The sequence below is a fragment of the Wenyingzhuangia sp. IMCC45467 genome (genome assembly GCF_054111205.1).
Genome location: NZ_CM134196.1, coordinates 3,150,497 through 3,176,065 on the forward strand (window position 1 = coordinate 3,150,497; position 25,569 = coordinate 3,176,065).

Annotated in this window: 19 protein-coding genes and 1 tRNA gene; 15 read left to right on the plus strand and 5 right to left on the minus strand. The window is 29.9% G+C overall.

The window, feature by feature from the left end:
• Positions 1–13: 13 nt before the first annotated feature.
• From ACXGQT_RS13435 to ACXGQT_RS13445, 3 genes are all read left to right on the plus strand, one after another.
• Entirely contained in the window at positions 14–1,993 is a 1,980-nt protein-coding gene (locus ACXGQT_RS13435) for a calcineurin-like phosphoesterase C-terminal domain-containing protein (protein ID WP_457829094.1), read from the plus strand.
• Positions 1,994–2,048: 55 nt separating this feature from the next.
• Positions 2,049–2,837, plus strand: a complete 789-nt coding sequence (locus ACXGQT_RS13440) for a glycerophosphodiester phosphodiesterase (RefSeq protein WP_457829095.1) — start codon at positions 2,049–2,051, stop codon at positions 2,835–2,837.
• Between the two features lie 103 nt (positions 2,838–2,940).
• On the plus strand, positions 2,941–3,237 hold the full coding sequence (locus ACXGQT_RS13445) for a T9SS type A sorting domain-containing protein (RefSeq protein WP_457829096.1): 297 nt from the start codon (positions 2,941–2,943) through the stop codon (positions 3,235–3,237).
• An 86-nt stretch (positions 3,238–3,323) separates the two neighbouring features.
• Here ACXGQT_RS13445 and ACXGQT_RS13450 read toward each other — a convergent pair whose 3' ends face one another.
• From ACXGQT_RS13450 to ACXGQT_RS13460, 3 genes are read right to left on the minus strand one after another with little or no spacing between them, the layout of a single operon-like run.
• Entirely contained in the window at positions 3,324–6,011 is a 2,688-nt protein-coding gene (locus ACXGQT_RS13450; RefSeq protein WP_457829097.1) for a carboxypeptidase-like regulatory domain-containing protein, read from the minus strand.
• A 49-nt stretch (positions 6,012–6,060) separates the two neighbouring features.
• On the minus strand, positions 6,061–7,023 hold the full coding sequence (locus ACXGQT_RS13455; protein ID WP_457829098.1) for a BT_3928 family protein: 963 nt from the start codon (positions 7,021–7,023) through the stop codon (positions 6,061–6,063).
• Between the two features lie 6 nt (positions 7,024–7,029).
• Complete coding sequence (locus ACXGQT_RS13460; RefSeq protein WP_457829099.1) at positions 7,030–7,566, minus strand: DUF1599 domain-containing protein; 537 nt, start codon at positions 7,564–7,566, stop codon at positions 7,030–7,032.
• A 154-nt stretch (positions 7,567–7,720) separates the two neighbouring features.
• On the opposite strand from ACXGQT_RS13460, the gene folP reads away from it, so the two are divergent.
• The 5 genes from folP to murA all read left to right on the plus strand — a co-directional run bounded on the left by folP (position 7,721) and on the right by murA (position 13,916).
• A complete protein-coding gene (folP, locus tag ACXGQT_RS13465; RefSeq protein WP_457830824.1) occupies positions 7,721–8,491 on the plus strand; it encodes a dihydropteroate synthase in 771 nt (256 codons plus the stop codon).
• A gap of 9 nt (positions 8,492–8,500) precedes the next feature.
• Positions 8,501–9,220, plus strand: a complete 720-nt coding sequence (locus tag ACXGQT_RS13470) for an ion transporter (RefSeq protein ID WP_457829100.1) — start codon at positions 8,501–8,503, stop codon at positions 9,218–9,220.
• Positions 9,221–9,456: 236 nt separating this feature from the next.
• A complete protein-coding gene (locus ACXGQT_RS13475; RefSeq protein WP_457829101.1) occupies positions 9,457–11,802 on the plus strand; it encodes an ATP-dependent helicase in 2,346 nt (781 codons plus the stop codon).
• A gap of 128 nt (positions 11,803–11,930) precedes the next feature.
• On the plus strand, positions 11,931–12,596 hold the full coding sequence (locus ACXGQT_RS13480; RefSeq protein WP_457829102.1) for a DUF4290 domain-containing protein: 666 nt from the start codon (positions 11,931–11,933) through the stop codon (positions 12,594–12,596).
• 9 nt (positions 12,597–12,605) lie between these two features.
• Complete coding sequence (gene murA / locus ACXGQT_RS13485) at positions 12,606–13,916, plus strand: UDP-N-acetylglucosamine 1-carboxyvinyltransferase (RefSeq protein ID WP_457829103.1); 1,311 nt, start codon at positions 12,606–12,608, stop codon at positions 13,914–13,916.
• 103 nt (positions 13,917–14,019) lie between these two features.
• Here murA and aroC read toward each other — a convergent pair whose 3' ends face one another.
• On the minus strand, positions 14,020–15,081 hold the full coding sequence (gene aroC / locus ACXGQT_RS13490) for a chorismate synthase (RefSeq protein WP_457829104.1): 1,062 nt from the start codon (positions 15,079–15,081) through the stop codon (positions 14,020–14,022).
• 206 nt (positions 15,082–15,287) lie between these two features.
• On the opposite strand from aroC, the gene ACXGQT_RS13495 reads away from it, so the two are divergent.
• The 3 genes from ACXGQT_RS13495 (at position 15,288) to ACXGQT_RS13505 (ending at position 18,556) form a co-directional block, all read left to right on the plus strand.
• Positions 15,288–15,372, plus strand: a tRNA-Ser gene (locus ACXGQT_RS13495).
• An 872-nt stretch (positions 15,373–16,244) separates the two neighbouring features.
• On the plus strand, positions 16,245–17,480 hold the full coding sequence (locus tag ACXGQT_RS13500) for a glycoside hydrolase family 88 protein (protein ID WP_457829105.1): 1,236 nt from the start codon (positions 16,245–16,247) through the stop codon (positions 17,478–17,480).
• Positions 17,481–17,581: 101 nt separating this feature from the next.
• Positions 17,582–18,556 carry a type I phosphomannose isomerase catalytic subunit gene (locus ACXGQT_RS13505; RefSeq protein WP_457829106.1) on the plus strand — a complete coding sequence of 325 codons (975 nt, stop codon included), beginning with the start codon at positions 17,582–17,584 and terminating at the stop codon, positions 18,554–18,556.
• A gap of 394 nt (positions 18,557–18,950) precedes the next feature.
• Here the strand turns inward: ACXGQT_RS13505 and ACXGQT_RS13510 are convergent, their stop codons facing one another.
• Complete coding sequence (locus ACXGQT_RS13510) at positions 18,951–19,304, minus strand: response regulator transcription factor (RefSeq protein WP_457829107.1); 354 nt, start codon at positions 19,302–19,304, stop codon at positions 18,951–18,953.
• A 244-nt stretch (positions 19,305–19,548) separates the two neighbouring features.
• Here ACXGQT_RS13510 and ACXGQT_RS13515 point away from each other — a divergent pair, with 244 nt between their 5' ends.
• The 4 genes from ACXGQT_RS13515 to ACXGQT_RS13530 are packed head-to-tail and all read left to right on the plus strand — an operon-like array spanning position 19,549 to position 25,561.
• Positions 19,549–20,835: an ATP-binding protein gene (locus tag ACXGQT_RS13515; RefSeq protein ID WP_457829108.1), complete on the plus strand. Its 1,287-nt coding sequence runs from the start codon at positions 19,549–19,551 to the stop codon at positions 20,833–20,835.
• A gap of 1 nt (position 20,836) precedes the next feature.
• Complete coding sequence (locus tag ACXGQT_RS13520; protein ID WP_457829109.1) at positions 20,837–22,888, plus strand: cellulose biosynthesis cyclic di-GMP-binding regulatory protein BcsB; 2,052 nt, start codon at positions 20,837–20,839, stop codon at positions 22,886–22,888.
• Positions 22,878–23,705 carry a hypothetical protein gene (locus ACXGQT_RS13525; protein WP_457829110.1) on the plus strand — a complete coding sequence of 276 codons (828 nt, stop codon included), beginning with the start codon at positions 22,878–22,880 and terminating at the stop codon, positions 23,703–23,705. Before ACXGQT_RS13520 ends, ACXGQT_RS13525 begins: the two co-directional genes overlap by 11 nt.
• Positions 23,706–23,710: 5 nt before the next feature.
• Positions 23,711–25,561 (plus strand): glycosyltransferase family 2 protein, encoded by a 1,851-nt coding sequence (locus ACXGQT_RS13530; protein WP_457829111.1) that lies wholly within the window; start codon positions 23,711–23,713, stop codon positions 25,559–25,561.
• The last annotated feature ends 8 nt before the right edge of the window (positions 25,562–25,569 follow it).

The window sequence follows — 25,569 nt, forward strand, 5'->3', positions numbered from 1 at the left end:
AACAACATTTGAAATGAAACAAACGCGAAGAAAATTTATAAAAATAGGAGGGTTAACTACGTTTGCTGGTTTAAGTGGTATTGGAGTTACTTTTGCTAGTTGTCAAGATAGTACAACGGATGTTGAGATAAATGAATTTAACATTACTGGAGTTTCTATTCCATCAAGTCTTGATGTTGCCGAGGGGGAACCAGTTGTGTTAACAGGTAAAGGGTTTAAAATAGGAGATCAAATAAAGTTGGTTTCTTCTTTAAATTCTAATACAACTTATACAAGTGATATTGCTGAAGTTACAGATAAAACAGCTGCTTTTACATTGCCTAATGGGATTGCTACCGACAATTATAATATAACGGTTATAAGAGAAAGTAATAGTCTTTTTTTAGGGAGTTTATTGTTAAATATAGTCGCAAATGTAAATATTCCAGATGTAGAAGGAATGACGGTAAAAGGAGTTGTTTATGCTAACGGAGAAGGAATTGCAGGAGTTTCTGTTTCCGATGGATATGAGGTAACTGTTACTAATAAAGACGGAGTTTACTATTTGCCTTCTCTTAAAAAAACGGGTTTTGTTTTTATTTCAGTACCTGGTAATTATGAGGTGACTACTGTTGGAAATGCTCCTCAGTTTTTTAAAAGATTAAGTAGTAATAAAACCATTGTAGAACAAAAGGATTTTTCCTTAATTAAAATAGATAACCAAAAACATGTGGTCATTTCTATGGCAGATTGGCATTTGGCAAATCGTAACAATGATGTAGATCAATACACAGGTAAGGTGCTTCCAGATGTAAATGAAACCATTGATAGATACAAAGCCGATGGAACCAAAGTATATGTGTTAACTTTGGGAGATTTGACTTGGGATTTGTATTGGTACAGTAATAATTTTGGGCTGAATGAATACTTGTCTTATATGAATATGTTGAATGCTCCTGTATTTAATTTAATAGGAAATCATGATTATGATCCTTACTATGCTAATGATTGGGAGGCAGAAAATAAATACAGAGAAGTTTTAGGGCCTACGTATTACTCTTTTAATTTAGGAGATATTCATTATGTAGTGCTAGATGATGTTGAGTATATTAATACAGGGGGAGCTATAGGTACTGTGGGAAGTCGTAATTATAATTACAACGTTAATAGCAATCAATTAAAATGGTTACAAAAAGATTTGAATGCAATTAGCGATAAAAGCACACCAATTGTATTGGCAATGCATACTCCATTGTATAAAAGACCAAAGTTAGATGCTAATGGAAATCAAACAGATGAAATTTATTTACATAATGGTAGTGAATTGATAGAGCTGCTTAAACCATTTTCAAAAGTTCATGTTTTGTCAGGGCATTTGCATGAGAATTATAGAGTAGAACAAGAACCTAATATCATGGAGCATAATACAGGGGCTGTTTGTGCTACTTGGTGGTGGACAGGTAAAAATGGCTATGCAGATAATCATATTTGTAAAGATGGTAGTCCAGGAGGATATGGTATTTGGAATATGAATGGAAGAGATATGCAATGGTTGTATAAAGGAATTGGTTATAATGAAAATTATCAATTTAGAGCTTATGATTTAAATACCATAGAAATAACAGCAGCTAATTTTGCCCCAAAATCTACAGATGCCGACTTGTCTGAATATGCTGGTGCGTATGCTCAAAAGAACGTAAATAATGAAGTGTTAATTAATGTTTGGGCTTTTGAAAAAAAATGGAAAATAGAAGTAAGCGAAAATGGAAATAGGCTTGATGTTGTAAGAATTGCAGGAAAAGATCCATTACATATTATTTCTTATGAGGCTTTTAGGCTGAATCATGGAGCAAATCCTACCTCTTCTTTTGTAACTAGCGAAACTTCCCATTTGTTTAAAGTAAAAGCTTCTGCTCCAGATACAACTTTGGTTATAAAGGTTACAGATAGCTTTGGGAATGTGTATCAAGAAAATATGATACGTCCTAAAGTGTTTTCATTAAGCATAAAATAATTACTAAAAGAGGTGTCTATAGAAATTTTAGACATCTCTTTAAAAAATAAATAATATGATGTTATTCTGTTTTAAAATTAAAAAAAACATTGTTTTGATGGGGTTATTATTCCTGTTGATTGGTTGTGGTAAAAATGAGATCAATCCTGTAATTGCTCATAGAGGAGCATGGAAAACTAATGAGTTTCCCGAAAATTCAATAGCTTCACTTAAAAGGGCAATAGCCTTACAATGTTTCGGGGCTGAGTTTGATGTGCATCTTACAAAAGACGATAGTATTGTGGTAAATCATGATAAAGACTTTTTTGGAGTTGATATTGAAGATGCTACATACAATGAATTGCTAGAGTTTCAACTTTCTAATGGAGAAAAAATACCAACCTTAAAAGCTTATTTAGAACAAGGTTTAAAACAAAAACAAACCAAATTAATTTTAGAAATAAAATCAGCTCCGTCAGGAAAAGAAAAAACTTTAAAATTAACTAAAATGGTAGTAGAATTAGTTCATCGTTTGCAGGGGCAATCTATGGTTGAATATATTTGTTTTGATTTTGATGCAGGGCAATTGGTTCACAAATTAGATGCTAATGCTAAAATAGCTTATTTAAATGGTGATAAAACTCCCAAAGAAGTTTTAAATGTTGGTTATACAGGGATTAACTACAATTATAAAGTATATCAAAAAAATCCAACATGGATAAAAGAGGCACAAAATTTAGGATTAACAGTTAATTCTTGGACCGTTAACAAAGAAGAAGATATGAGAGAGTTGCTAAATCAAAACATAGATTATATAACGACTAACGAGCCTGAACTTCTTTTTAAAATTTTAAAAAACGAATAATTTGTTTTTTTTCATACTCTATAACGTCTCTTTGGTAAGAAAATTGCAATGTGTTTTGTAATTAACCTATGTTAGTTATTAGAGTCGTTAAAAATTTAGAAATATGAAAAAAATTACATTTGTTATTATTTTATTAATCACAACTATCTCTATACATGCAAATAACAGTTTGTTAAATACTTATCCTAGTGTTACAACAAGTTTACAGTTTGATGAAATACCTGGAGCGACTGTAAAGGTAATAAACGAAAAAGTTGAAGTTACTGGAGCAAAATTAGTTGCTGTATATGATATTACTGGACAAGAAGTTAAAAACAACAATTTAAGAGCTGGTATTTATATAGTTAAAATATCTAAAGAAAAAAAAGTAGCAGTTGTTAAACTAGTTGTAGAGTCATAATTTTTTTATTTAATACTTACCCTAAGAAAAAAGACTTTCATCAATTAGATGAAAGTCTTTTGTATAAATGGGGAGGTGTTAAAATATTAATTCTTAAAATTATACTTAAAACTTAACATGGCATATTGTTGTAAAACATCATAAGTACTAGTGGTGTTTCTACTTTCGGAAAAACTACGAGTGGTGTTGTTGTATTGGTTTAAAAGATTGTAAACTGTTAATTTAAGTTTTGCTTTGTTGGGTATTAGGTTATAATTTGCTGTAATATTCCAAACAACAGATTCTCTTCCATAGCCCTTTTCAAATTGAGGGTTGTAGTTGTATTGTATTTGGTTGTATAAAGTAAATTTTTTTGGAGCAAATGTTGCTACATCAACTCCCATAGTGTGTTGTGTGTTAGACTGATCATCAATATCAATAGCAGTGTTGTTGGTGTATTGGGTTTTGTCTACAGATAATTTATAAAAAGGAGAAATTTCAAAAAGATCATTATAGTTTAATTCTGTATAAAAAGTTGGACTTAATGATGCGTAATGACTTTTGTATAAAATATTATTAACTAAGTGAGAGTTGTCTCCAACGTTGGCATTCCATTTCATTTTTATACTATAAAAATAAGGAGCTTTTTTGTAGTCTTTAGATATACTTCCCCTTAAAGAGTATCTGTTATTACTGCTGTTGTTGGTATAAGTTCTGGTGGTCACCAAATCTATAGGATCTACAGTTTCTATATCAATAATTTTATCGGAAACAGTGGAGTAAGTAAATCTACTATAAATAAAAACTTTGCTTTTTTTCATAAACATTCTCATGTTAATGCTGGCAGAGTGTTCTAATTCTCTTTTTAAATTAGGATTTCCTATTCTTATAGAAAGTGGGTTGGTATTGTCTGTAATGGTTAATAATTGACTTGCTCTAGGAATATCGCTATTTGTTTTATAATTAAGGTCTATGTATAAATTATTAGGAAAACGATACCTTAAATTACTATATATAAGTAAATCGTTAAAGTCTTTAGAGACTCCAATGTTTCTGTTTAACTCATTGTTGGTTAGGTTGGTTAATAATTTACTTGCTTTTAAGCTATATCTTATGTTTTTGGTTCTGTAACCATATCCAATTTTGTGCTCTTTTTTATTTATGTCAATTTCTTGATCGTAACTTATACTAGAGTTTATGGTTTTAGAATTGTTGATGTCATCAATATCAAACACTTCTTTCATTCCATCTTGATCTTCAATTGTGTTAGAGAATTCGTATTCTATATAACTTTTATCTCCAATTCTTTGGTTGTATTTTAGGGTATGTTTGTAGTCTTTTTCATCGCTAATTTGATTACTGTATTGGTTTCTTATAACGGTTCTAGCATTACTACCAAAAATGTCTGTTTTAGATTTGTTATTACTTATGTTATCGGAGTTTTTTACTGTTGTATTTATTCTGTAATTAATATAAGAGTTTAGTTTTGGGAATCTGTAAACAGCACTAAGCGATGAGTTTAATCTCCTGTATATTTGATTTATTTTATTATTAGAGTCACTAGTGTTGATAAGGTTACCAGAATTGTCTTCAGTGTTTTTATCATTTTTTCTCACAAAATCTCTGTCTCTGTAGTAGAGTTTAGCACTGGTAAAGACTCTTAAATTAGAGGTTATATTGTTGTTTAATTTAATGCCTGCATCATGTGAAAATGTTTTATCTTCTTGAGAGGTGTTTTGTAAACTATAATTGGTGCTATTAGGTAATAAGTTTTCGCTATCAGTTCTGTAATTTCTTTGTTTATTGTTGTTAGAATAAAGGTAGTCTACATTTATTCTATCTCCATTTTTAAGTTTATCGGAATAATTGGTTCCAATATTACTTTCTGTGTTAATAGACCTAGAGTTGTCTATAGAGTTAACACCATCATCTTCATCGTAACTAAGATTGTTTTTGTTTACATTGTTGGCAAAAGCAATGGCTGTAAATAGCGATTTGTCTTTAAGTCTGTTAAAAACACCATTGGTTTCGTACCTGTTGTTGGTTCCCATTCCAGCCATAGCATTTCCAAAAATGTTTCCATTTTTTCTTTTTTTAAGAATAATGTTAATGGTTTTTGCTTCTACATCACTATCGTTTGTTTTGGTAAATTCTTCTTCATCAGTTCTTGTATTGGTAACTTCTATTTTGGCAATAATGTCCTTGTCAATTACTTTCATGGCAATTTTAGGATTGTTGCTAAAAAAAGGTTCTCCATTTACCAAAATTCTAGTCACATCAATTCCGTTAACCTGTATGCCTCCAGTATCTAAATCTATGGAAACACCAGGAAGTTTTTTCAATAAATCTTCGGCAACAGCATCTTCTCTGGTTTTAAAGGCAGAAGCATTAAATTGGGTAGTGTCATTTTTAATAAGTACTGGGGGAGTAGCGGTTATGACAATGGCATCTAAATTTTCTGCAGAAGGATGAAGTACAATATTACCTATGTTGATATTGTGTTTTTTTAGGGAAATTGTTTTTTTATATGTGGTGTAGCCTATGTATGATATAACTAAAGATATGCTGTCGTTTTGAGTTTTACCTTCTATTTTAAAATTTCCTTTTTCATCAGAAAAACCATAAGCTAGTAATTTATGATTTGTTGGTTCTTCTATTTGAACTGTTGCAAAATCAATAGGTGTTTTAGTTTCTAAATCTGTTATATCACCACTAATTTCAATGCTTTGAGCATAATTGGTCAATTGTAATAAAAGGAGGAATGTAAAAAGAGATTTTTGCAAAAAATGAGTCATTGTAACATAAAAATTTACAATAAGACTTAAAAAACAAGATAAAGTTTAATTATAATTTAATTTTATTAACATTTTGCCAACTTTCTTTAGTGGTAACAGTAGCGTTTTCTAGAATTAAAATTCCAGGATTGGCCCTGCTCATGGTTTTTAAAGTAGTTCCATCGCAAAATAAAATTTCAAAAGGAAGTTGGTTTTCAGAGATGGTTTTTGTAACCAAGTCAGAACTACTACTAGAAAGTGCATAAACTAGATATCCTTTTTTTGTAGCCTTGTTGGCTAATTCAACAATATTTTTCCAAGATTCTTTGTCTGTATGTTCAAGTTTATTGGTAACAATTAAAATGGCCTTTGGAGCCTCTAAAATAGTCTCTGTTAAATCATCCGTCTCAGATTCTAGATAAAAATCATGTACAGGCGGAATATCACCATTTTCGTTATATTCCATTCCTGCTCTAATGTTTTTTCCTACAGCATAAGGTCTAAAATCAATAAGAGGTAAATAAGTTAAGACATGGTAAACTATATATAAAGAAGCAAAAACTGATAAAAATACCAACCACTGATTTATGTTTTTGTTAAAAATAGGTTTGATGTATTTCTGAGCAAATAACATCCAAAGGATTAGTACAATAAATATAATGTTTTTGTAAAAAGTTTCCCAAGGAGATAGTTTTATGGCATCACCAAAACAGCCACAATCTGTAACTTTATCATAAAAAGCAGAGTACCAAGTTAGGAATAAAAATAGAGTAGTAATTCCAAACAAACTCCATAAAGTCGCTTTAGGTTTGTAACCTATTAGTAATGCAACTCCCAAAACCAACTCTACTACAATTAGTAAAATAGCAAAAGGAAGAGCAAAAGGAATTAAAAATTCTAAATTTAATACATCAGCACCAAAATATTCTTCAAACTTATAAGCAGAACCTAGCGGATCTACTAGTTTTACAAAACCAGAAAAAATAAATAAAGCTCCAATTACAAGTCTAAAAATTTGGGTGATGAATTTCATAATATTTTAAAGTGTTAAATGAATCAAGGCAAATACAGCATAATTAATCATGTCTTGGTAATTGGCATCAATTCCTTCAGAAACCAACGTTTTTCCTTGGTTATTTTCTATTTGTTTAACACGTAAAAGTTTTTGTAAAATCAAATCGGTTAAAGAGCTAACACGCATATCTCTCCAAGCTTCACCGTAATCATGATTTTTATTCATCATTAATTCTTTGGTGATTTTAATATGTTTTTCGTAAAGTTCTACAGCCTCATTAGTGTCCAAATCTGGTTGATCTACAATTCCTTTTTCAATTTGAATCAAAGCCATAATGCAGTAGTTAATAATTCCGATAAATTCTGAAACTTCTCCTTCATCAACTTTTCTTATCTCATTTTCTTGTAATTGTCTAATGCGTTGTGCTTTGATAAAAATTTGATCGGTTAAACTAGGCAATCTTAAAATTCTCCATGCGCTACCGTAATCACTCATTTTTTTAGTGAATAAACTTTGGCAGGTTACTATTATTTTATCGTATTCTTTGGATGTATTAGACATTGCGGGTATTTTTTTTTCAGTATTTTCGATATCGAAAACGAAGTTAATAAACAATTACGAATCATAACGATTCTATAAACATAAAAGTATTTTGAAAATCAAAACAAGTATCAATTGTAAAGGAAAATTGATTGATTTATCTACTCCAAAAGTCATGGGAATTTTAAATATAACCCCAGATTCTTTTTTTGATGGAGGTAAATACAAAAATGAAAAAGCTGTTTTATTACAAGTAGAAAAAATGCTGCAAGATGGTGCTACTTTTATTGATGTAGGAGCGTATTCTTCTAGACCAGGAGCCAAACATATTTCAGAAGAAGAAGAAATTAATCGTATTGTTCCTGTGGTAGAATTATTGGTTTCTAAGTTTCCAACTATTTTAATTTCTGTAGATACATTTAGAAGTAAAGTAGCCAAAAAATGTGTAGAAGCAGGAGCAGCCATAATTAATGATATTTCTGGTGGAGATTTAGATGCGGAGATGTTTAATGTAGTTGCCAATTTACAAGTGCCTTATATTGTAATGCACATGCAAGGGAACCCTCAAAATATGCAGGAAGCTCCCACTTATGATAATATTGTAACTGAAGTTTTTTATGAGCTGTCTAAAAAAGTAGAAAAATTAAATGCATTACATGTACACGATGTTATTTTAGACGTAGGTTTTGGTTTTGGAAAATCCGTTGAGCATAATTATGAATTGCTTAAAAACTTAGACTATTTTCAGCAAATGGAATTGCCTGTGTTAACAGGAGTTTCTAGAAAATCGATGTTATACAAACCTTTGGAAATTACCCCACAAGAAGCTTTGAATGCAACGACCATTGCGAATACGATTGCCTTGCAAAAAGGAACACAAATTTTAAGAGTTCACGATGTAAAAGAAGCTGTTGAGGTTGTTAGGGTTTTGGAGTTGATGGATTAAAATTTATTTATGAGCAATTTAAAAAGTAAAATCAGAACAATAGTAGAAGAGAATACTTCTAGAAAAGGAAAGATTTTTGATTTTTCAATTCAAGCTTTAATTTTTATATCAATTATAGCTTTTTCAGTAGAAACGCTTCCTGATAATAGTTTGTTAACAAAACAAGTGTTGAAAATTATTGAATTGATTTGTGTTATTATATTTTCCATTGAATATTTATTAAGGGTTTTTGTTTCAAAAAAGCCGTTTAAATATATTTTTAGTTTCTATGGGATTGTTGATTTACTATCAATATTACCGTTTTATTTAAGATTGGCAGTTGATTTAAGAGCGTTAAGGGTTTTTAGAGTTTTCAGGATTTTTAGGGCATTAAAAGTAGTTAGATATAATAAAGCATTAAGTAGATTTGTTTTAGCTGCTAAAATTGTAAAAGAAGAAGTAGTGCTTTTTTTATTAGTAACTATCATATTGGTTTTTCTTTCAGCTTCAGGAATATACTTTTTTGAGAATGAAGCACAACCAGAAGTTTTTTCTTCAATTTTTCATAGTTTATGGTGGTCAATTGTAACATTAACAACAGTTGGTTATGGTGATGTTTGTCCTATTACCGTAGGGGGGAAAATTTTTACTTTTTTTGTTTTAATGATTGGTGTTGGTGTGGTTACTGTACCAGCAGGTTTAGTAGCTACAGCATTATCAAAAGCTAGAGAACTACAAGATAGAAAGTAATGATAATTCGAGTGAATTTTAGAAGCGTAGCGGATAAAATTTGTATCGAGAATGTGTTAGTGATTGAGCGGTTTGTTTAAGCTCTTGCGTGTTAACGTAAAGCGAGTAGCGAAAGCACGACCCTAAATTTATTTTAAGGGAACACCCAAAAACTACCCTTACTTTTTGTAAGTTGTAATGACTGTGTACCTAAATAGTTTTTCTTATTTTTAGCCTACTTAAAAAAGCATAGCCAAGTGTCAGATTATTTAGAAGGACTAAACCCTCCACAACGCGCAGCCGTTGAGCAAATGGAAGGGCCAATGATTATTATTGCAGGTGCAGGATCTGGAAAAACAAGAGTGTTAACGTATAGAATTGCCCATTTGTTAAAAAATGGAGTAGATTCTTTTCAGATACTTTCTTTAACTTTTACCAACAAAGCTGCTCGAGAAATGAAAGAGCGTATTGGTGCTGTAGTAGGTCAAAGTGAAGCTAAAAATTTATGGATGGGAACTTTCCACTCTGTGTTTGCTAGAATTTTACGTTCCGAAGCAGATAAATTGGGGTATCCATCAAGTTTTACTATTTATGATTCTCAGGACACTGTTCGTTTAATGAATTCCATTATTAAAGAAATGGGACTGAGTAAAGAGCAGTATAAATCTAAGGCTATTTTAAGTAGAATTTCTCAGTTTAAAAATAATTTAATCACCGTAAAAGCCTACAGAAATAATCCCGAGTTAATTGAAGCCGATACCATGGCGATGAGACCTCAAATGGGAGCTATTTACAAAGAATATGTGGATAGATGTTTTAAGGCAGGAGCGATGGATTTTGATGATTTATTATTGCGTACCAATGAATTGTTGGTTCGTTTTCCAGATGTGTTGTCTAAGTACCAAGATAGGTTCCGTTACGTAATGGTAGATGAGTATCAAGATACTAACCATTCACAATATTTAATTGTTCGTGCTTTGGCCGATAGGTTTCAGAATATTTGTGTGGTAGGAGATGATTCTCAATCTATTTATGCATTCCGTGGAGCCAACATCAACAATATTTTAAATTTTCAAAAAGATTATCCAGATGTAAAAACGTTTAAGCTAGAACAAAACTACAGGTCTACAAGCAATATTGTAGAAGCTGCCAATAGCTTAATAGAAAAGAACAAAACACGTTTAGATAAAACCATTTTTACTGCCAATGATGAAGGTGGTAAAATTAAAATAATGCGTACGCTTTCCGATGGGGAAGAAGGGAGATGGGTAGCCAATTCTATTTTTGAAAACGCTATGAATCTTCAAAAAACGTATGATGATTTTGCCATTCTTTATAGAACCAATGCACAGTCACGTGCTATGGAAGATGCCTTGCGTAAAAAGGGAATCAAATACAAAATTTTTGGAGGCTTGTCTTTTTATCAACGTAAAGAAATAAAAGATTTATTAGCTTATTTACGTGTGTTAATCAATCTAAATGATGAGGAAGCGTTAAAAAGAATCATCAATTATCCGGCAAGAGGAATTGGTGAAACCACTATGGATAAACTTGCGGTGGCAGCCAATCATTATAATAAATCTTTGTTTGAGATTATATCAAACATAGAAAAAACGGATATTAAAATTCAAGGCCCTACCAAAACCAAATTAAACAATTTTGCCACTTTAATTCAAAGTTTGCAAATATCTGCTCAAGCTCATAATGCTTTTGAGGTAGCAGATGAGGTGGTAAAAAGAGTAGGTTTGATAAAAGATTTACAAGTTGATGGTACACCAGAGGCAGTAAGTAGGGTAGAAAACGTTCAGGAATTACTGAACGGAATGAAAGATTTTATTGAAGAACGCAAAGAGCAAGATTTAGATAGTAGTTTAACTGCTTTTTTAGAAGATGTTGCTTTGGCATCTACCTTTGATAATAAGGATGAAGATGATACTCCTATGGTTTCTTTAATGACCATTCACTTAGCAAAAGGATTGGAGTTCCCATATGTGTATATTGTGGGGATGGAAGAAACTTTGTTTCCATCGGCCATGAGTGTAAATACACGTAGTGAGTTAGAAGAGGAAAGACGTTTGTTTTATGTAGCGTTAACCAGAGCAGAAACTCAATGTTATTTAAGTTTTGCTCATACTCGTTACAGATGGGGAAAATTAATAGATTGTGAACCAAGTAGGTTTTTAGAAGAAATAGACGAACGTTATATAGAACATTTAGCCCCACAGCGAAATAAAGTGGTAGCCAACCGTTTTGTAGATAGTGGTTTGTTTGGTGATGATGATGACATTCCAAAAGATAGAATTCGTTTTAGAAAACCTGTAACTCGTTCAGTAAGAAATCAAGAAACTCCAGAAAAGAAAACACCTTTTAAGCAACTTCAAAACTTAAAAAAAGTAACTCCTAAGTTGGCACAACAATTGGGAGCTAGTAAGCCAGCTCAAAAACTTGCTGTAGGAAATAAAGTAAGTCATGCTAAATTTGGAGTAGGTCAAGTTTTACAGTTAGAAGGAGCGGGGGTAAATGTAAAAGCAGAGGTAAAGTTTGAAAATGTAGGAACTAAAAAAATACTACTTCAATTTGCCAAATTGAATATCATTGAATAAATAAAATAAAACAAACAATGAATATATTTTCCTTTTAAAGGAAATAATTGTTTATTGTAATACCAATTGTTGTTTGGGTTTATTCGTCTGAATTTACAGTAACAACAAGTTAATACTTAAATAAAACTATGGGTTTTGATTTAGAATACAATTCTGAAAGAAGCACTTTGATTATTCCAGAATACGGAAGGCACGTACAAAAGTTAGTGAATCATTGTGTGGCATTGGAAGATGATAAAGAGAGAGAAAAAATGGCACATGCCATTATTGATGTTATGGGGAATTTACAACCTCATTTAAGAGACGTCCCTGATTTTAAACACAAATTGTGGGATCAGTTGTTCATTATGTCAAAATTTGAACTAAAGGTTGAATCTCCTTATGAGAAAATAACAATTCAAGAGGTAAATGCCAAACCAGAACGTTTAAATTATCCAAAGTCAGCAAGTAAATACAAGTTTTACGGTAACAACATTCAAACCATGATTGATGTGGCTTTAAGTTGGGAAGATGGTGAGTTAAGAGATGCTTTAATTCTAAACATTGCCAATCATATGAAAAAATGTTATTTGAATTGGAATAAAGATACTGTAGAAGATGGTGTTATTTACAATCATTTAAACGAGCTTTCTAAAGGTAAAATAGATTTAAGAGATTCTGAGGAAGAGCTTGCTCAGAGTACAACATTACTTCGTAAAAGCAATTCTGGAAGAATGAACACTCAGCAGAATAATAAAAATAACAACCGTAATAACGGAAGAAAACATAATAACAATCATAAAAACCGTAAATAAATTTACCATATGGCAACATTTAAGGTAGAAGGAGGGCATCAGTTAAAAGGTGAAATTACCCCTCAAGGAGCTAAAAATGAAGTATTGCAAATATTGTGTGCTGTTTTACTGACTCCAGAAAAAATTACTATAGAAAATATTCCTAATATTATAGATGTTAATATGTTGATTTCTATTTTAGGGAATTTAGGAGTAAAAGTAAATCAGATAAATGAACATACCTACGAGTTTCAGGCAGATGAGATTAATATAGATTATTTAAGTTCTGCTGCTTTTAAAGAGGATGGTAAAAAATTACGTGGTTCTATTATGTTGGTGGGACCTATGTTGGCTCGTTTTGGAAAAGGATACATTCCTAAGCCAGGAGGAGATAAAATTGGTAGAAGAAGGTTAGATACTCATTTTGAGGGTTTTATAAATTTAGGAGCAAGGTTTAGATATAACAAAGAAGAACATTTTTATGGCGTAGAGTCTCCAAAGTTAAAAGGAGCTGATATGTTGTTAGATGAGGCTTCGGTTACAGGAACAGCAAATATAGTAATGGCAGCAGTTTTGGCAGATGGGGTAACAACTATTTACAATGCAGCATGTGAACCATATTTACAGCAGTTATGTAATATGTTAAACCGAATGGGAGCTAAAATAACCGGTGTAGGTTCTAATTTATTAACCATAGAAGGGGTTAATGAATTGAAAGGAACTAATCATAGAATTTTGCCAGATATGATTGAAATTGGTTCTTGGATAGGAATGGCAGCTATGACCAAATCTGAGTTAACCATAAAAAATGTTTCTTGGGAAAATTTAGGGCAAATTCCACGTGTATTTAAAAAGTTAGGGATTCAGTTAGAAAAAAGAGGTGATGATATTTACATTCCTTCGCAAGAATCTTATGAAATAGAGAATTATATTGATGGTTCTATGTTAACTATTTCCGATGCTCCTTGGCCTGGATTTACTCCAGATTTATTGAGTATTGTTTTGGTGGTAGCAACACAAGCTAAAGGCACAGTGTTAATTCATCAAAAAATGTTTGAAAGCCGTTTGTTCTTTGTAGATAAGTTGATAGATATGGGTGCAAAGGTTATTCTTTGTGATCCTCATAGAGCAAATGTTGTGGGAATGAATCATAAACACAGCTTAAAAGCAACAACCATGACTTCGCCTGATATCAGAGCTGGAATTTCACTTTTAATTGCAGCGTTATCTGCTAAAGGAGTGAGTACTATTCACAACGTAGAGCAAATTGATAGAGGTTACCAAAACATTGTAGAAAGGCTACAAGCTGTTGGTGCTAAAATTGAAAGAATTAATGATTAGTTTTAGAATTCATATTAACTAAAGAGGTAAAAAAAGCGTAAAATCTAAAAATTAGATTTTACGCTTTTTTTGATAGCTAATGACGAATAAGTCAATCACTAAATTATATTCTTCTTGCTTTGTCTAACATGATGTTGTCTACAATAACCATAGCAGCTAAAGCTTCTACAATAGGAATAGCTCTAGGAACCACACAAGGATCGTGACGACCTTTCCCCATCATTTTAACGATATTACCGTCTTTATCAATAGTTTCTTGTTCTTGAATTACAGTAGCAACAGGTTTAAAAGCAACTTTAAAATAGATGTCCATTCCGTTACTAATTCCTCCTTGAATTCCTCCAGAGTAATTTGTTTTGGTTGAACCATCAGCGTTAAAAATATCGTTATGTTGGCTACCTGTCATAGCAGCCCCTTCAAAACCACTACCAAACTCAAAACCTTTTACAGCGTTTATAGATAACATGGCTTTTCCTAATTGAGCGTGTAGTTTGTCAAAAATAGGCTCTCCTAATCCTACAGGAACATTTTGAATTACACAAGTAACAACACCACCAACTGTATCTCCTTGTTTTTTAATTTCAGAAATATAATCAATCATTTCTTCAGCTTTTTTAGCATCAGGACAACGAGCGATGTTACTTTCGATTAAAGAGAAATCTAATTCTTGATATGGAGTATCTAAATGAATGTTTCCTACAGAAGAGGTAAAAGCATTGATTTTAATTTCTGGAATGGCTTGTTTGGCAACTGCTCCTCCAACAACCCAGTTAGCTGTTTCTCTAGCAGAAGTTCTACCTCCTCCTTTATAATCTCTATGACCATATTTTTGACTATAAGTATAGTCTGCATGAGAAGGTCTATATTGATCTTTTATGTGAGAGTAATCTTTAGATTTTTGATTGGTGTTTACAATTCTAAAACCAATAGAAGCACCAGTAGTTTTTCCTTCAAAAATTCCCGCCATAAATTCAACCGTATCAGGTTCTTTACGTTGGGTAACAATTTTAGATTGTCCAGGTTTTCTTCTGTCTAATTCTTTTTGAATTGCTTCAAAATCTAATTCTATCCCAGCAGGACATCCATCAATAACACCTCCAATAGCAGGTCCGTGAGATTCACCAAAAGTGGTGATGGTAAATAGCTTTCCAAATTTATTTGCCATACAAAATAAGTTTGTGCGAATTTACGGAAATTTGAAAGATTGTTGTTTAATTTAATTGAAATAAGTTTTTTTATTAAAATGGTTGTTGATAATGAGTATGTTATAAATAGAGAAGTAATACAGTTAAAAAAACTTTATTATTTTTTTGTGTGATTGTATATTAATCATATATTTGCACTCGCAAACGAGAAATCGTGAGACACTCAGGAGAAATGGCAGAGTGGTCGAATGCGGCAGTCTTGAAAACTGTTGACTGTAACAGGTCCGGGGGTTCGAATCCCTCTTTCTCCGCTAAGAGTTTAATAAATTCAATCAAAACGCTGTAAAACTTATGTTTTACGGCGTTTTTTCATTTGTGACTATCCCATAAAGTTCATTAAGGATTTAGGGGGGGCAAGTTCAAAAGAAAGCATTGTTAGATGTTGTTGATGTTTTCAAGTTTTACTAAAGTGATTTATAAGTTCAAAACTAATTTTTATTATATAAGTAAATTAAAACTGCAAAAATTAAAAAGGTAATGTTAAAAAAGTTTGTTTTTTAATCACGTAAAGGATGTTTTTCTTTTACGTAACTTTTTATATATATGTTTTGTGCGAATATTTACAAGTAAAATAGAATTTACTCAAAATATTAGTCATTATACCGAGTTATGATTTTCTGTTTATCATAGGAAGTGATATTATAAAAAAAACAGCTACAAGCTTTAATAAATAATTAAAGCTTGTAGCTGTTTTTTTTAAGTAATCTATAAGGGTCATATTTCTAAAATAAAATATTATTTGTTCTTAAGGTTGATTAAAACTAGAGATGATTTTTATATTTTTTTTTCGAGGAAATTTATGATGAAAAAATGCTTTTTTTAGTTATAAAATGTTCATAGAAAATAAAAAAAAATCAACCTGTGAAATCAGAAAAATAAATTTTGAAGTTTTAGTGATAAAATATCATCCAAAGGGGGCTCTATAGTAAAATAAGGGGTTGTTTTGTTGTTTTTAGGCGTTTTGTACCTATTATTTATATTGATTGAATTATAATTTATCTAGTTGAGAGTTTATTCTTAATAATATTGTAATTATCTAATGCCTGTTTTAAATACACATTTTTGGAAAAGAAAAAGCTGCTGTATGGGTAAGAAGAAAATTAGGAAAACAAAGTAAATAAAGATGAGATTTAAACTACAAATTTTAGGGTCAATTTTAGGTGTATTATTGATGGTGGGATGTGAGACAAAACCTGCTAAAACAAAATTTGATGAAACTTTTGATGTAGATGCGCAATTAACATATAGTGTTAATCAAGCTACAAAAGCATTAAAATTGGTAACAGGTAAAGGAGATATTCCAAGAAATATAGCTCCAGATTCTAAAGAATGGAGATATGTAGATTACAAAGATTGGACTAGTGGTTTTTGGCCAGGAGAACTTTGGTATCTATATGAATATACTAACAAAAAAGAATGGGAACAGACGGCAGATAAGTTTACAGAATATTTAAAACCTCTTTCTGTAACTCCAGCATTAGATCACGATTTAGGATTTCAAGTGTTTAATAGTTATGGGAATGGTTATAGGTTAACTAAAAACCCTGATTATAAAGATGTAATCCTTAAAACAGCAGATACTTTAGCAACGTTGTTTAATCCAAATGTAGGGACAATACTTTCTTGGCCTAGAGATGTTCCTAATATGGAATGGCCTCAGCATAATACCATTATGGATAATATGATTAATCTAGAATTGTTGTTTTGGGCATCTAAAAATGGTGGGGATAAGTCTTTGTATGATATGGCTGTTAGTCATGCTGACGTTACTATGAAAAATCATTTTAGACCAGACTATACATCATATCATGTAGTAGTTTATGATAAAGATACTGGTAAGAAAATAAAAGGAGTTACTCATCAAGGTTATAGTGATGATAGTATGTGGGCTCGTGGGCAATCTTGGGCAATTTATGGTTATACAATGGTGTATAGAGAAACAAAAGATCCTAAATACTTGGAGTTTGCTAAAAAAGTAACACAAGTTTATTTAGATCGTTTGCCGGAAGATTTAATTCCTTATTGGGATTTTAACGATCCTAAAATTCCAAATACAACAAGGGATGCTTCGGCAGCAGCAGTAGTTGCTTCAGCTTTGTTAGAACTGTCAACTTTTGTAGAGGATGCTGAGTTGTCTAAGTATTATGTAGGTAAAGCAGAAGGGATGTTGAAAGAACTTTCTAATCATTATCAAAGTAAAGATGTAAATACGGCATTGTTATTACATTCTACAGGTCATGCACCAGCATCATCTGAGATAGATTACTCAATTATATATGCAGATTATTATTATGTAGAAGCATTGTTAAGATTGAAAAAAATGAAAATAGATAAGCCTTTATTAGCTTCATTTCATTAATTAATAAGGGCTTCCTTTTATGTTAATGGTTTTTGCTAGCTATTTTATAAAGATTTAGGAAATTCTAAACATAGGAAGGTATGTTAAAATAAAATATATACATGTTATATCCATTACAGTTTCAACCTATATATAAATATCGTATTTGGGGAGGTGATAAGTTAAAAACAGTTTTAAAGAAAGATTATAAGGAAGAAAATATTGGAGAATCTTGGGAGATTTCTGATGTAAAAGGAGACACTACAATTGTTAAGCATGGTGATTTTATAGGAAAGAGCTTACATGAATTGATAAGCGAGTTTAAAGCAGATTTTTTAGGAAAATCCGTTTATGAAAAATTTGGGAATGAGTTCCCTTTGTTGATAAAATTTATTGATGCCAAAACACCTTTATCAATTCAGGTACACCCTAGTAATGAAATAGCAAAAGAACGTCATAACTCATTTGGTAAAAATGAAATGTGGTACGTAATGCAAGCTGATGATAATGCTGAATTAATTGTAGGTTTTGATAAAGAAATCAATCAACAAGAATATAAAAAACATTTAGATAATAATACAATTTTAGATGTAATGCATCATGAAAAAGTATCTAAAGGAGATACTTTTTATATTCCTACAGGTAGGGTGCATGCAATTGGAGCAGGTGTTTTATTAGCGGAAATTCAGCAAACATCAGATATTACTTATAGAATTTATGATTATGATAGGGTAGATGCAAAAACAGGTGAAAAACGTGAGTTACATAATGAACTAGCTGTAGATGTAATAGATTACAAGGTACACAATAGTTATAAAAGTGATTATACTGTACAAACAAATCAGTTTAATAGTTTGGTGAAATCACCCTACTTTACCACTAATATTATAGATGTAGATGGAAGTGTTACAAAAGATTATTTAAATTTAGATTCTTTTGTAATTTACATCTGTATAGATGGAACTTTAGAGATTGAGTGTAATAATAATACTTATATTATAATAAAAGGAGAAACTATATTGCTACCTGCAAGCTTAAAGAATGTAACATTAAAAACGATGAAAGCAACTGTTTTAGAAGTGTATATGGAGGTGTAGTTGTCTGTATTGTAGTATTTTGTATGTTTGGTGTTGACCACCTAAAAGCATTAAATAACAATTAATAGCCAATAATAATGCTCTTTTTTCTAAATAGATAACCAATTTATGGACTTATTTCCTATTGTTTGTTGAAAATAGTAGGTGTTAGTTATGCTAAAGAGTTACTCATAGGAAGTTTAGTTTTTTTTAAATTTATACATAAAGTTAAAAGGATGACAAATTGTATAGTTTCGGAATTAAATTAGAAACAGAAAAACAAACTGAAAGTGAGGTTTTTTGTTGGTTATAAGTTTGCTGGAAATATAGGCTAGTTTATTAATTTGAAAAAGAAACAGCTGCGTTAAAATATTGATTGATAAATAAAATAAAAACTCTTAATAACTTTTGTTTTTTAAGAAAACCTTTGTATTCTTAAGTTAAGTTCTTCAGGAGTAAAAGGTTTGGTAAGAAAGTCATCTGCTCCTAAAGAAAAAGCTTCTAAAACAACATCTTCTTGTCCTAAAGTAGTTAATACAACAATTCTTATTTCATCAAGTTGTCTATCTTTAATTATTTTCACAAGTTCTAATCCAGATATATAAGGCATCATAATATCTGTGATGATTAAATCAGGAATTTGTTCTTCTATTTTTTGAAGGGCATCATTACCATTTGTGGCTACCCTAACTTGATGATTGTTTTTTTTTAGGAAAAATTCAAGAGCACCAAGTATTACTTTATCATCTTCTGCAATTAATATATTCATAGTGCTATATATTTATTAAGTAAAAGTATAAAAAATACTATCATTTGTTATGCTTTTTTTGTAAGATTGTTTGTGTTTTAATAATGTACGTACTTTATTTAATAAGTGTTGTTATATAGCAGTAAAAAAAATGTTATTAGGTGTTTTTTTACTTAAAGATAAAGTGGATTAACTTTTAAAAAGAAAAATAACATTACTTTTAATATATATTAAGGAAAAATTGGAGGCTAAACTAAAAAAACAATTGCAACTTGAATTTTGGAAGATAGGAAACACTATTTTTTGGAGTTTAAATGCTGTAATATTACTTACAATAATTTTAGATATCCTAATTTTAAGTAAGGATTGGTTAGATTTTGTATTACTAAAATTATTTTTACTTACTGTTTTTTATTTTATTTATAAACTCTTTAAACAGAAGTACGGAACTCCCATACTTTTAATTCATTTAATATTATTTAGTTTTAATTTTTTAGCAATCACCTCAATCTCTTACACAAGTACAGGTAATAGATTGCTGTATACAACTTTATTAATTGCTTTGTTTGTGGGATTTAATGCCGTTGCAATATGGTCTATTATTAATAGTTTTATTCAATATGCACTTGTTATTATAACCTTTAGTGTTTTATGGTATGTAGGAATTATAGTAGACCCATTTAAGGTGTTAAATGAAGGAGGCTATGTTTTTTTAACATTAGGGTTTATTAGTCTGTTTTTTCCAAAAACAAGAAAAAGTATTTTAATAGAAAGAATAAGAACACAATTAAGTGCCGATGTTAAAATTAGTTTTTTAAGTGATGAACTTTCGGAGACCAACACCAATTATAAATTATTAAAGCAAAAGGTTTTAAAAAAAGAGAATGAATACAAGTTTTTGTTTCAGCAAGTTAGTACCGATTTAAATAAAATAGACGAAACATTATTAGAAATAAAATCGGATGCTTCAGAAAAAGAAAAAATTAAAATAGATAATTTAGGAGCTTTATTACAGAACTTAAGAAATCAAAGTTCTATTTATTTTAAGCCTATCAACTTAAATCCAGCCAAACAAAACTTTTTAGTAGATTTTGTTGATATTAAAAAAGTGTATGAAAACACTTATAAATCATTTAAAACTCAAATATCACAAAAGAATTTACAGTTTACCGAAAAAATAACTGACTCTCATCGTTTAATTACTGCTAATGAACGAATGTTAAATACTGTTGTGTATAATATTTTAAATTTTGTAGTAATCTTTTCTGAAGAAAACGATAAAATTGAAGTAAAGCTAGATAATATTAAAGACACTGTTTCATTTAGTATTTTAAATAAAACATACGGATTAAACACTTCTGAAATTGAAAGTTATTTTAGAGATGTTGAATTTGTAAATTACGATTATAGAAAACACAGCGATAGTGTAAAGATAGGTTTAAGAATATCTAAACAATTAACAGAAAAAATGAACGGTTATTTTAGCTATGTATCTTCTAAAAATATGGGATATGAGTTAAAAATACAGTTTAACACAAATAAAATTAATTAGAATGAAAAAGTATTATTTAATTGTATTCGTAATTTTTTTAGGAATACATACAAATGCGTTAAGCCAAATAGTAGAGCATTTTAATGAATATGATTATAATGATGAAATTACAATAAATGGATCTAAAGGAATGGAGAATATTTACATTCCTGTTAATGAAGATGTTAATGTTTTAAATAGTTATATTAACCTAGAATTTATTTGTTCAAGTGTTATCAATCATGATAATAGCCACATATCTATATTGTTGGCAGACACTCCTATTGAAACACGTTTTTTAAAAAATGAAAATCAATTGGTTAATTTTAAAATACCAATTAAGAAAAAATATATTGTTTCTGGTTTTATAAAACTTACTGTAAAAACCAACTTAAAAATAGGGAATGAAATATGTGAAATATATTCAGAAGGAGGTTTTTGGATTAAGTTAACAGAAAACTCTTATTTTTCTTATGACATTTTACCTACCAAAAAAGACATCATTAAAAAAACCATCAGCTTTACTATTCCAGACATAAAATATATTGTTTTGTCTGAAAAAAATGATATTGATGAAATACAATACGCTTCATACATAAAGTTTTATTTTAAGAGAGTTTATGGATTAGAGTTAGAAATAAAAAGTATAAAAGACTATGAAAATAGTGTTATAGATCAAGCTATTATTTTAGTTCCTTATAATAAGTTAAGCAAAAAGATTGTAGAAAGATTACCAAGTATAAAAAAACAAGATACTGGTTTGGTAAGTGTTTACAGAGATCAGTATAAAGATACTATAAGTTTAGATGTTTATAACGGACAAAATATAATTGTTACAGGAAAAAGTAAATTAGGCTTTAATAAAGCCGCTCATTTTTTGTTACAAAAACACTTATTAAATTCTTCTTATGTAGATTACGTTTATGTAAATAAACAAGCAAAACTTTTAGATATCCCAAAAAGGAAAGATTATGAACCTATTTACTTTAAAGAATTAGGAGCTCAAAATGGAGTATTACAAGGGATAGGATATTTACAATCTAACATTTCTATGCCAAGATCTAACTTTGGGTCTAACGTAAAAAAAATGGAGGTAAAAATAAGTGGTAAGTACAGACCACTAAGTGATGGTGAACAAGGATATTTTAACCTGTATTTTAATGATAACTTTTTAAGTTCGTACAAATTAAACAGTACAGGTGAGTTAAATATTGGGTTTGATTTTGATGATGTAATCATGCAACAAGAAAATAACTTTAGGTATGAGTTTTATTTTATTCCAAAAGGAGGAATGTGTGAGGTTGCTGCAGCTAATTTTTATGGACAAATAGATATTGTAAATTCATATTTTAAACCTATTGGTTATGAGCTTTCATCATCATTATCTTTTTTTAGATTTCCAGAAAACTTTCAGTCTAAACCTATAACTATTTATACAGATTTAAACCCACAACATAAATTAATAAGTGCTGTGTCCGAATTGATAGATATTATAAACCCAGGAGAAACAGGATTGTCTGGATTTATTTATCCTCCAATTAAAAATATAACATTAAAAGATCTAGAGAAGGATAAAGAAACTTCTAAAATTATTATTAGCTCAAATAGCGATAAGTTTTCAGAATTCTATGGAGATTCTCCTTTTGTAAAGTTTAAAAATAATACAGTAGAATATAGGTCAGAAGAAGTAAATCCATTCTTTAATGTTGAATATGAAAAAAGTATGGGAGTTAACCAACTTTTTTATCACCAAGGTACTCCTATAATGTTGGTTAATATTCCTAAAAACTATAACGAGGCCACATTATTATCATTGGTTTCAAACATAAGAGAACAAACCATATCAGATACCGGAAACGTTATTTTGTCTAAAGATGAAAACTCTTACTTTTTTGATTTAAGGGTGTTAAATGACAATCATGATAAAAATTATTTAAATTATTTATTAGATGATTTTTGGGATAAATACAGGCTGTTCATCATTTTAGTTTTGTTGATTTTATTCATTTTAGTACTCGTGTTTATTTATCAAAAATCTAAAGAATCTAAAGCTAAAATTGAAAATGCTAAATAAGATTTTTATACTCTTTCTATTTCTTAACACCTATGTGTGTTATACTCAAAACCCATGGTTACAGAACCAAGGAGAGGTATTGCTATCTCCATCTGTAAGTCATTATTATACAGATAGTCAAAGAGATAAAGAAGGGGAAAAAACAAGTTTTAGCAACAATGGTTTTTATGAAAACTATGTTTATAAACTATATTTTTCGGCTCCTATTATTGCTAACAAATTAAGTTTAATAGGTAACCTACCATATGTACAAAGTACTTATGCAGATGATTTTACGGTAGACAAAAACAATGAGTTAGGCGATTTTGAGTTGGGAGTAAAAATGCATTTAAAAAAACTAGGAGATAATCATTATTTAATGGGAGCATTTACTACTGTAATTCCCATGTACAATAATAACAAAGGACCTTTTGTTGGTTTTGATAGGTTTGGTACCGAAGTAAAAATTAATATTTCTGGAAATGCTAAATGGATGAATATCAATAGAAACTTTCATCAATTAGAGTTAGGGGTAAAAGTATTTTATCCTGGAGGGCCTTATCAATTTAAGTTATATGGTTCTCAAGGATATAGAATTACCAATAAATTTGTTGTTTTAGGAGATGTAGATGTCTTTCTTTCAAGAGGTGATGATTTTAGTGTTTCGCAAAATAATATTCAAGTAGTTACAAATTTTGATATTATAAAAACAACGTTAAGTTTTGGGTATGAATTTTCTCCACGTTTTGCCTTATATGCAGGAGGTTTTAAAGATGTGTGGAATAGAAATGTTGCAGTAGGTAGCGGATGGCAAATATTTAGTGTAATTAAATTGTAAATGTTATGGCCGATTATAACATTAACATTTACAGAAAAGAGTTATTTGTAGAGAGTCAGTTGCTTACTCAAAAGCAAGTGGCTAAAATTGAAAGAATTAAAATAAACCTTAACAAATCTTTTTTAAAAACAGCTTTAAATCACGGATTTATCTCTCGTTTTCATTATAATAAGGTCTTAGAAAGCTTTAATTTACCTACCTATAATATTGATTTTGATAATATAGATAGTTATAAGTCTTTTTCTAATACACATGAACGATTTAATTTATTTTTAAATACATTAATATTTCCTATAGAGCACAACAATACAGTTGCTTTTGTAGTGGCAGACCCATCAGATATTAACAATATTAGATTGGTAGAAGAAGAGTTAGAGGTTGTTGTTTCTAATATTTTTGTAATGAATGAGCTAGATTTAAATAAAGCTCTTCATTTAAAATACGGAGGAGAAATTTTACATAAATCGGTTTTTCATTTATATGAAAACGATCCTACAAGTTGTGCCATAGAAACTTTTACCTTACATCAGGTAATTGCCTTGGGGGTTATGTTTTGTATCTTTTTAATCTTTCTGTTTTTTAATTTTATAGATACTTTAATAGGGGCTAACTTAATATTAAACCTATTTTTATTGGGCTCTATTCTCTTTAAATTTATGTTAACCATACATGGGTCTAAAACAGAATTAGAGAGTAAAGTAAGTAAGGAAGAAATAGACTTAATTAAAGATGAAGATTTACCTATTTATACCATACACTTACCAGTATTTAAAGAATCAGAGGTCATAAAAAAGTTAGTTTGGAATTTAAATAGTTTGGATTATCCTATAGAAAAATTAGATGCCAAATTGCTTATTGAGTCTGATGATGAAATGACGTATAATGCGGTTAAGCAAATGGAGTTTCCTACCAATTTTGAACCCATAATTATACCTTATGCACAACCAAAAACCAAGCCCAAAGCATGTAATTATGGCTTGTACTTTTCTAAAGGAAAGTATTTAACTATATACGATGCAGAGGATATTCCAGATAGCGATCAATTAAAACAAACGTATAAATTGTTTCAAAAATTGCCAGATGATTATATTGCTATTCAATGTGCATTAAATTATTTTAACAAGAGCGAAAACTTTTTAACCAAAATGTTTACGTTAGAATATTCTTACTGGTTTGATTATATGTTACCAGGACTTGATAGTTTAAAAATTCCAATTCCTTTGGGAGGAACAAGTAACCATTTTAAATACGATAAATTGATGGAACTTGGTGGTTGGGATGGTTTTAATGTAACCGAAGATGCCGATTTAGGACTGAGATGTTATGCCAAAGATTATAAAATTACAGTGTTAGATTCTACCACTTATGAAGAGGCTAATAATGAATTTTTTAATTGGATTAGACAACGATCAAGATGGATTAAAGGATATATGCAAACCTATTTGGTGCATATGCGTAATCCAATAAAATTATATAAATCTATTGGAGCTAGAGGTTTTTTTGGATTTCAGTTCTTTATTGGAGGAACGGTATTTACTTTTTTAAGTTACCCAATTTTACTATTGTTTTTACTAATTTATATCTGTTTTAAAAGTAAATGGATAGAACTGTTATTTCCTGATTGGTTAATTATTATTTCATTAATTAATTTTACTTCTGGGAACTTAATTATGATTTATACCAATATGATAGCTATTTTTAAAAGAAGCTCATATTCGTTAATACTATACGCAATAGCCAATCCTGTTTATTGGCTTATGCATTCAATTTCTGCTTACAAGGGTTTACACCAATTAATAACCAAACCTTTTTATTGGGAAAAAACCAATCATGGTTTAACCAAAAAAAAGAATTAATAAAAAAG